The sequence below is a fragment of the Pseudoruegeria sp. SK021 genome (genome assembly GCF_002119405.1).
Taxonomy (GTDB): Bacteria; Pseudomonadota; Alphaproteobacteria; order Rhodobacterales; family Rhodobacteraceae; genus Meridianimarinicoccus.
This window is the reverse complement of sequence record NZ_MTBG01000118.1, coordinates 1-695: the sequence shown is the minus strand read 5'-3', so window position 1 is coordinate 695 and position 695 is coordinate 1. Positions and strand designations below refer to the sequence as shown.

The window sequence follows — 695 nt, the reverse complement described above, 5'->3', positions numbered from 1 at the left end:
TACGGCCAGCGCGCTCTGGCACGCGTTAGCTATGTGGTGAGCACACGCGCCAGAGCGCCACCGACATCCCGAGCGTGGCCCCTATTTGCGCCGGTAAATGGCCCCTTATGTCACCGTGATTGACAGATGCTCGCGTTCGCAATGATGGCCGTCATCCGAAATCGCGCCAATACTCGCCCCTTGGATCCCCAAAAAAAGATGTGGTCGGCATGGCGCAAGACCGCCAACTAATCCGCTGGTCGATGCAGGAAATCCGCCGCATCGCCACCCGCCTCGCACGGCAACAAATTCATCCCGCACATGTCATCGCATGGTCGCTCTGGCGACGCGCTCATCAGGCCGCAGCTCAACAAGCACACTTCAAATCAAAAATGCAACTGTAATGCTAAGCGATAGTATGCCCAAACCGCGTAGGAAATGATGGATCGTGGGAAGCGGTAACCCTTTAAGCGGGGCTGGGGAATTGGGCTGATCATTGGCAAGCGCTACCGCCAGCAAGATGGGACGTCAACAACTTTACGATGTAAGCGGGGCAGATTTCCGGGCATTTGTGTTGCGCTCTTGGTCGGGGGCTGATTCAAGATGGCATGAGCCCAGTTGACGATGCTGCCTTTGAGACACTTTCGACAGACGCGTTGCGGCGGCTGGTGTTTGACCTTTCCCAGAAGCTGGGATCCCTTGAAGATCAGGTGAGC

General features: G+C 56.7%; 1 protein-coding gene and 1 pseudogene. One reads left to right on the top strand and one right to left on the bottom strand.

What is annotated here, in order from left to right:
- Positions 1-209 precede the first annotated feature (209 nt).
- On the top strand, positions 210-383 hold the full coding sequence (locus BV911_RS19685; RefSeq protein WP_168184152.1) for a hypothetical protein: 174 nt from the start codon (positions 210-212) through the stop codon (positions 381-383).
- Here the strand turns inward: BV911_RS19685 and BV911_RS19425 are convergent.
- Positions 375-476, bottom strand: a pseudogene (locus BV911_RS19425) (IS6 family transposase); the annotation flags it as partial. The gene BV911_RS19685 and the pseudogene BV911_RS19425 sit on opposite strands and share 9 nt — an antisense overlap.
- Between the last annotated feature and the right edge of the window lie 219 nt (positions 477-695).

Coding starts and splice junctions, on each gene's coding strand:
- BV911_RS19685 (WP_168184152.1), top strand. CDS start 210: ATGGCGCAAGACCGCCAACTAATCCGCTGGTCGATGCAGGAAATCCGC.